Annotated in this window: 5 protein-coding genes; 3 read left to right on the top strand and 2 right to left on the bottom strand. The window is 48.9% G+C overall.

The genetic code is table 11. From position 1 onward, the window contains the following. Both hutU and hutG read left to right on the top strand, forming a co-directional pair. The coding region (hutU, locus tag AC4E7D_RS08585) for a urocanate hydratase (protein WP_490173394.1) at nt 1-1,901 on the top strand (1,901 nt) is incomplete at its 5' end. 21 nt (nt 1,902-1,922) lie between these two features. Further along, complete coding sequence (hutG, locus tag AC4E7D_RS08580; RefSeq protein WP_490173393.1) at nt 1,923-2,885, top strand: formimidoylglutamase; 963 nt, start codon at nt 1,923-1,925, stop codon at nt 2,883-2,885. Here the strand turns inward: hutG and AC4E7D_RS08575 are convergent. After that, nucleotides 2,877-4,034: a homogentisate 1,2-dioxygenase gene (locus tag AC4E7D_RS08575; protein ID WP_490173392.1), complete on the bottom strand. Its 1,158-nt coding sequence runs from the start codon at nt 4,032-4,034 to the stop codon at nt 2,877-2,879. The two genes, hutG and AC4E7D_RS08575, sit on opposite strands and share 9 nt — an antisense overlap. 387 nt (nt 4,035-4,421) lie before the next feature. On the opposite strand from AC4E7D_RS08575, the gene AC4E7D_RS08570 reads away from it, so the two are divergent. Then, entirely contained in the window at nt 4,422-4,649 is a 228-nt protein-coding gene (locus AC4E7D_RS08570) for a hypothetical protein (protein ID WP_490173391.1), read from the top strand. Nucleotides 4,650-4,667: 18 nt separating this feature from the next. Here the strand turns inward: AC4E7D_RS08570 and AC4E7D_RS08565 are convergent, their stop codons facing one another. Continuing rightward, complete coding sequence (locus AC4E7D_RS08565) at nt 4,668-5,510, bottom strand: universal stress protein (RefSeq protein ID WP_490173390.1); 843 nt, start codon at nt 5,508-5,510, stop codon at nt 4,668-4,670. Between the last annotated feature and the right edge of the window lie 191 nt (nt 5,511-5,701).

The following is a 5,701-nucleotide window of genomic DNA, read 5'->3' as shown; positions in this document are numbered from 1 at the left end:
GCCGGGAGGAAAAGCAGTTGGCCGTGCGCAATGCCCTCCGTTATTTCCCCGAAGTCTGGCATGAGGAACTCGCTGCAGAATTCGCTACAGAACTGGAGGATTACGGACGTATCTATATGTATCGCTTTAAACCGGACTATCCCATGCACGCCCGGCCCATAGACCACTACCCTGCCAAGTGCCGGGAGGCAGCAGCAATTATGCTCATGATCCAAAACAACCTGGACCCGGCCGTTGCCCAACATCCTGATGAGCTCATCACCTATGGCGGAAACGGGGCCGTGTTCCAGAACTGGGCACAGTATCTCCTCACCATGAAGTACCTGGCCACCATGCAGGATACTCAGACCCTGCACCTGTATTCCGGGCACCCCATGGGCCTCTTCCCTTCCAGCAAAAGTGCTCCCAGGGTTGTCGTGACAAATGGCATGATGATCCCTAACTATTCACAGCCAGATGACTGGGAACGCTATAACGCACTGGGGGTAACCCAATACGGGCAAATGACGGCCGGCTCTTACATGTACATCGGTCCCCAGGGCATTGTGCACGGTACCACCATCACCGTGATGAATGCATTCAGGAAGGTGCTTGCCAAAGGGGAAAGCCCGAAAGGAAAAATCTTTCTTACCTCGGGACTTGGGGGAATGAGCGGAGCACAACCCAAAGCAGGTGATATTGTGGGCTGCATTACGATTTGTGCGGAGATCAATCCGGCCGCCGCCCATAAACGGCACGATCAGGGATGGGTGGATGAGTTGGTATTCGACCTTGAAACCCTGGAAGAGCGCACACGAAAGGCCGTTGCATCTGAAGAGATCGTTTCCCTCGCCTATGTGGGCAATGTTGTGGATGTTTGGGAACATTTCCTCAAAGCAGGGATCTTTATTCATCTGGGATCTGACCAGACCTCCCTGCACAATCCCTGGGCGGGAGGGTATTATCCCGTAGGTTTATCCTATGAGGAGGCCAATCAATTGATGGTTGAACATCCTGAACTTTTCAGAAAGAAGGTACAGGAATCCCTAAGGCGACAGGTAAAAGCGATCAACCAACATGCCGAGAAAGGCATGTACTTCTTTGATTACGGCAATGCCTTCCTCCTCGAATCTTCCCGGGCAGGTGCTGCAGTAATGGCAGAAAACCAAAAGGATTTCAGATATCCCTCATATGTTCAGGACATATTAGGGCCTATGTGTTTTGACTATGGTTTCGGGCCCTTTCGATGGGTGTGTGCTTCAGGAAAAGCGGAGGACCTGCGAACCACAGATCAAATCGCACTTCAAGTGTTGCGGGAACTGCACAAAAAAGCCCCGGATGAGATAGAACAGCAGCTTCAGGATAACATCAAATGGATTGAAGAGGCTGAGGCCAACCGCTTAGTGGTGGGCTCACAGGCCCGGATCCTCTATGCCGATGCTGAAGGTCGGATAAAGATTGCTGAAGCCTTCAATACGGCTATTGAAGAGGGAAGGATTTCCGCTCCAGTGGTACTGGGAAGGGATCACCATGATGTAAGTGGTACTGACTCCCCTTTCCGTGAAACCAGCAATATCTATGACGGGAGCAAGTTCACGGCAGACATGGCCATTCACAACGTAATTGGGGATAGTTTCCGTGGCGCTACCTGGGTTTCCATCCACAACGGAGGAGGTGTTGGATGGGGTGAGGTGATCAATGGTGGATTCGGGATGGTCCTGGACGGTTCTGATGAAGCACATGACAGACTGAGGAGCATGCTCTTCTTTGATGTGAACAACGGGATTGCCAGGCGAAGCTGGGCCCGGAATGAGGAGGCCCGTTTTGCCATTCAAAGGGAAATGTCGCGTACGCCAGGACTGGAAATCACTCTTCCCCATAGGGTGGAAGATCGGCTATTGAACAACTTGTTTAATAAATAATAATAACCAACACCTCACGCTATGAATGTGTATCAACCCCCTAACCCTGAAATTTGGCAGGGACGCAAAACCGGAACCGCTCAGTACCTCCATGAAGTAGTAGCCATGCTTGACATGAACTCTCCGCCAAAGTCTCAGCCCACAGGTTTTGCCCTGTTGGGGTATGCCTGCGACGAGGGTGTGAAGCGCAATCAGGGGCGTGTTGGGGCTAAAGATGGCCCTTTGGCCATTAAGGAGGCCCTGGGCAAACTACCCTGCCCTCTAGACAGGAGCAGTAAATTGCTTGATGCAGGGGAGCTTGTCTGCGAGGATGGGGACATGGAGACCACACAGAAAGACCTGAGCAAAAGCGTGCATTCCCTTCTAGGCTTAGGGTATTTCCCCTTAGTGCTGGGCGGCGGGCATGATATAGCTTACGGACATTTTTCCGGGGTACATGATTATTTGGGTTCCGGTACTACCCTTGGGATAATCAACCTGGATGCCCATTTTGACCTGCGAAACAATGCTGGAGGAAATAATTCTGGCACCCCCTTTTATCAGATCGCACAGGAACAGCAGGGGCGTAAACTACCCTTTCACTACCTCTGCCTGGGGATCAGGGAAGATGCCAACCCGCCGGAACTTTTTGAAACGGCTAAGGAATTCAGGGTGTCCTTCGTTAAGAACACCCGATTTAACATGCGGCATACGGACTTTCTGAAAAATAAATTACAGGAGTTTTTCAGCAGGGTAGATCGGGTTTACCTGACCATAGACCTGGACGGTTTTTCCTCTGCCTATGCCCCGGGGGTAAGCGCAGCTTCTCCTTTTGGGTTTGATCCGGAGATCGCGATTTGGGCACTGGAGGAAATCATCCGCTCGGGAAAGCTCATCAGCATGGATATCGCGGAACTCAACCCGCTTTATGATCGCGATGGACAAACGGCCAAACTTGCCGCTGGTTTATTGCATCAGGTGCTCCGGCACCCCGAATTACTCTAACCAGGATTGGTAGTATTTGCCGTCATCTAGATCCAGGGCCTGTTGGGTGAGTTGCAAAGGCTTAAAGGTGTCTATCATTACCGCCAGTTCCCCGGTGCCCTTCTTCCCGATACTCGCCTCGTAGGTGCCCGGATGTGGGCCGTGGGGTATCCCGGCCGGGTGCAGGGAAATATATCCCTTATCGATATTCTTTCTGCTCATGAAGTCCCCATCCACATAATACAGGACCTCATCCGAATCAATATTGGAATGGTTGTAGGGAGCCGGTATTGCTTCGGGGTGATAGTCGTACAATCTGGGGCAGAATGAACACACTACAAAAGCACTGGTTTCAAAGGTCTGGTGCACCGGAGGGGGTTGATGGACCCTACCGGTAATCGGTTCAAAGTCGTGAATCGAGAAACCATAGGGGTAGTTGTAACCGTCCCATCCCACGACATCGAATGGATGAGAAGCATAAATGAGGTGGTGCAATTGCCCCTGTTTCTTTACCTTGATCAGGAACTCCCCTTGTTCGTCATGTGTCTGTAGGTTGCGGGGGAGTTTAAAATCCCGTTCGCAAAAAGGAGAATGCTCCAGATGCTGACCAAACCAGTTTCGGTAACGCTTGGGGGTGTAAAGCGGATGGTAGGATTCTGTTACCAATAAACGGTTATCATCTGTGTCAAAATGGATCTGATAGATCATACCCCTTGGGATTAACAGGTAATCCCCGTACTCAAACGGGATTTCACCGAGCAGGGTTCTCAGAGTACCACTTCCTCTGTGTATAAACAGCAATTCATCGGCGTCGGCGTTTTTGTAGAAATAGGAAGTCATGGACGTCTTTGGTGCAGCCAGGCCGATATGTACGTCCTTGTTGAAAAGGATTACTTTACGGCTATCCAGATAATCTGCTTCAGGGGCAACCTCAAGGCCTTTCAGTAGCCGTGACTTCATGTTGTGCTCCACAACGGCCCGGGGTCGCAGATCCAGGGTTTTCCCCACTTCCTTCACCATGGTAGGCCGGTGGAGGTGGTACATCAGGGAAGACATGCCATCGAACCCTATGGTACCAAAGAGTTGTTCGTAGTGCAAGGTGCCGTCTTCCTTCTTGAATATCGTATGGCGTTTGTGTGGGATTTTCCCCAATTTGTGATAGAGAGGCATGTTCTTGTTGCAGTTTATGAATTCCATCAAAATTACGACAAAATCCGCGCTTGATGAAGCACTACAGGGGAAATGTCCCCTTAAACTCATAGCCATGAATCCGATGTAATGGCCAACAAAAAAAGCCTCCCAAACTGGAAAGCCTTTCATTGGTTAACCCGTAAAACATCTTTCGTTTTTTTGGGTCACAACTTGGTATTAGCATAACTAATACCCAACACAACACTACAAAGATACGAAAGCTTTTCCATTCTCATAATACTTTGGATTAGCTATTTTCAAAGTCTCGTCTTTCACCGTTTCGTTGTGACACCTCATTTACCATTACCTTAACAACGGTCCAGGGGATTATTGGTTAACTTGCAAACAAAAATGAAAACTTCTGCTATGTTTTGGGTAGGAGCAACCACAATGCTCCTCATAATAGTGACCATCATGGTCACCATGAACTTTCCCTTTAATTGGGTATTTTATGTCACTGTCCTGGGCCAGGTCATGATCGCCTACATGGTTTACCGGGTACTTACGGATAACTATACCACGGACAAGACCTTTGAGGATTTTTACGAAGATTTTCCCGTGAGGGAAGAACTGCTATACCGGGATAGCAAGTAGGGAGTACTCCAGGTGTAGTTATTCTGGCAACACCATCATCGGTATGCGGGTGTGGAAAGCCACGCGTTTGATTACCGGCTCACGTACCAGTTCTTCAAGGAACCCATACCGGTAATGTACCATGGCCAGCATATCCACATCATGCTCTTCCAGATAGTGTTCCAATACATCTGCCTTTCCGGAATAATAAGCAAGACTGTGCAGCGTAGTCCTTATAGGGGCAAAGTAGTCCAGCAACAAATCACGGTTCTTTATCTGGAAATCGTCGAGTTCCTCCCGCTGTTGGATGTGCAGAATCTGAATGGCAGATTCAAACCGGTCAGCGAGCTTCTTTAGGGGGGCCAGGGCCTTGGGACTGAAATTACGCTTAAAATCCGTGGCGAATGCGATATTCACAGGTGCCCGATACTGGAATTCGCTAGGGATAGCCAATACAGGACATCTTTTAATCGTTTTTATGATACGTACAGAGTTGCTACCCATAAAAACCTCATCGAAACCAGAAGCACCTTTTGTGCCTGTGATGATAAGATCAATTTCTTTAGATTCCACCACCTCCCTAATTTCCTCTGTCAATAAACTAAATGAGGAAATGGTTTCAAACTGGTGCTTGGTATCCGGATAACGCGCCTTTATTTTTGCAACTGTTTCTTCCAGTCCACTTTCAGACTGGTGCCGTACATTGTCTTCCAGCATGCTACCATGTACCGTTGTGGCCATAAACCTGCTGTGGACAATGGCCGGAGTATAGGTATTGACCAGGTAAAAAGTACAGGGCTCCTGCTCAAATATCTTCAATGCATACTCGGTGGCATTCCAAGCATTTTCGGAAAAGTCCGTTGGTAGCAAGATTTTTATCATGGCCACAGAATTACAATTTAAGTGATAAAAGTAGCCGGGCAGACCCGCGCAAACAATGATATATGTCAGGTTTTACGGGGACTTCCCAACAGGGTGTTGAAAAGGGCTCCAGATTTTGGCGTTGGTGCTTGTGTGAAAAACTAGAGGAAAAAAGTGGCCTGAAGCGGCTGGGGTAATACAAAAAAATAAGA

This window comes from Lentiprolixibacter sp. (assembly GCF_982873095.1).
The sequence above is the reverse complement of the archived record's forward strand: the minus strand, read 5'-3'. Positions and strand labels throughout refer to the sequence as shown.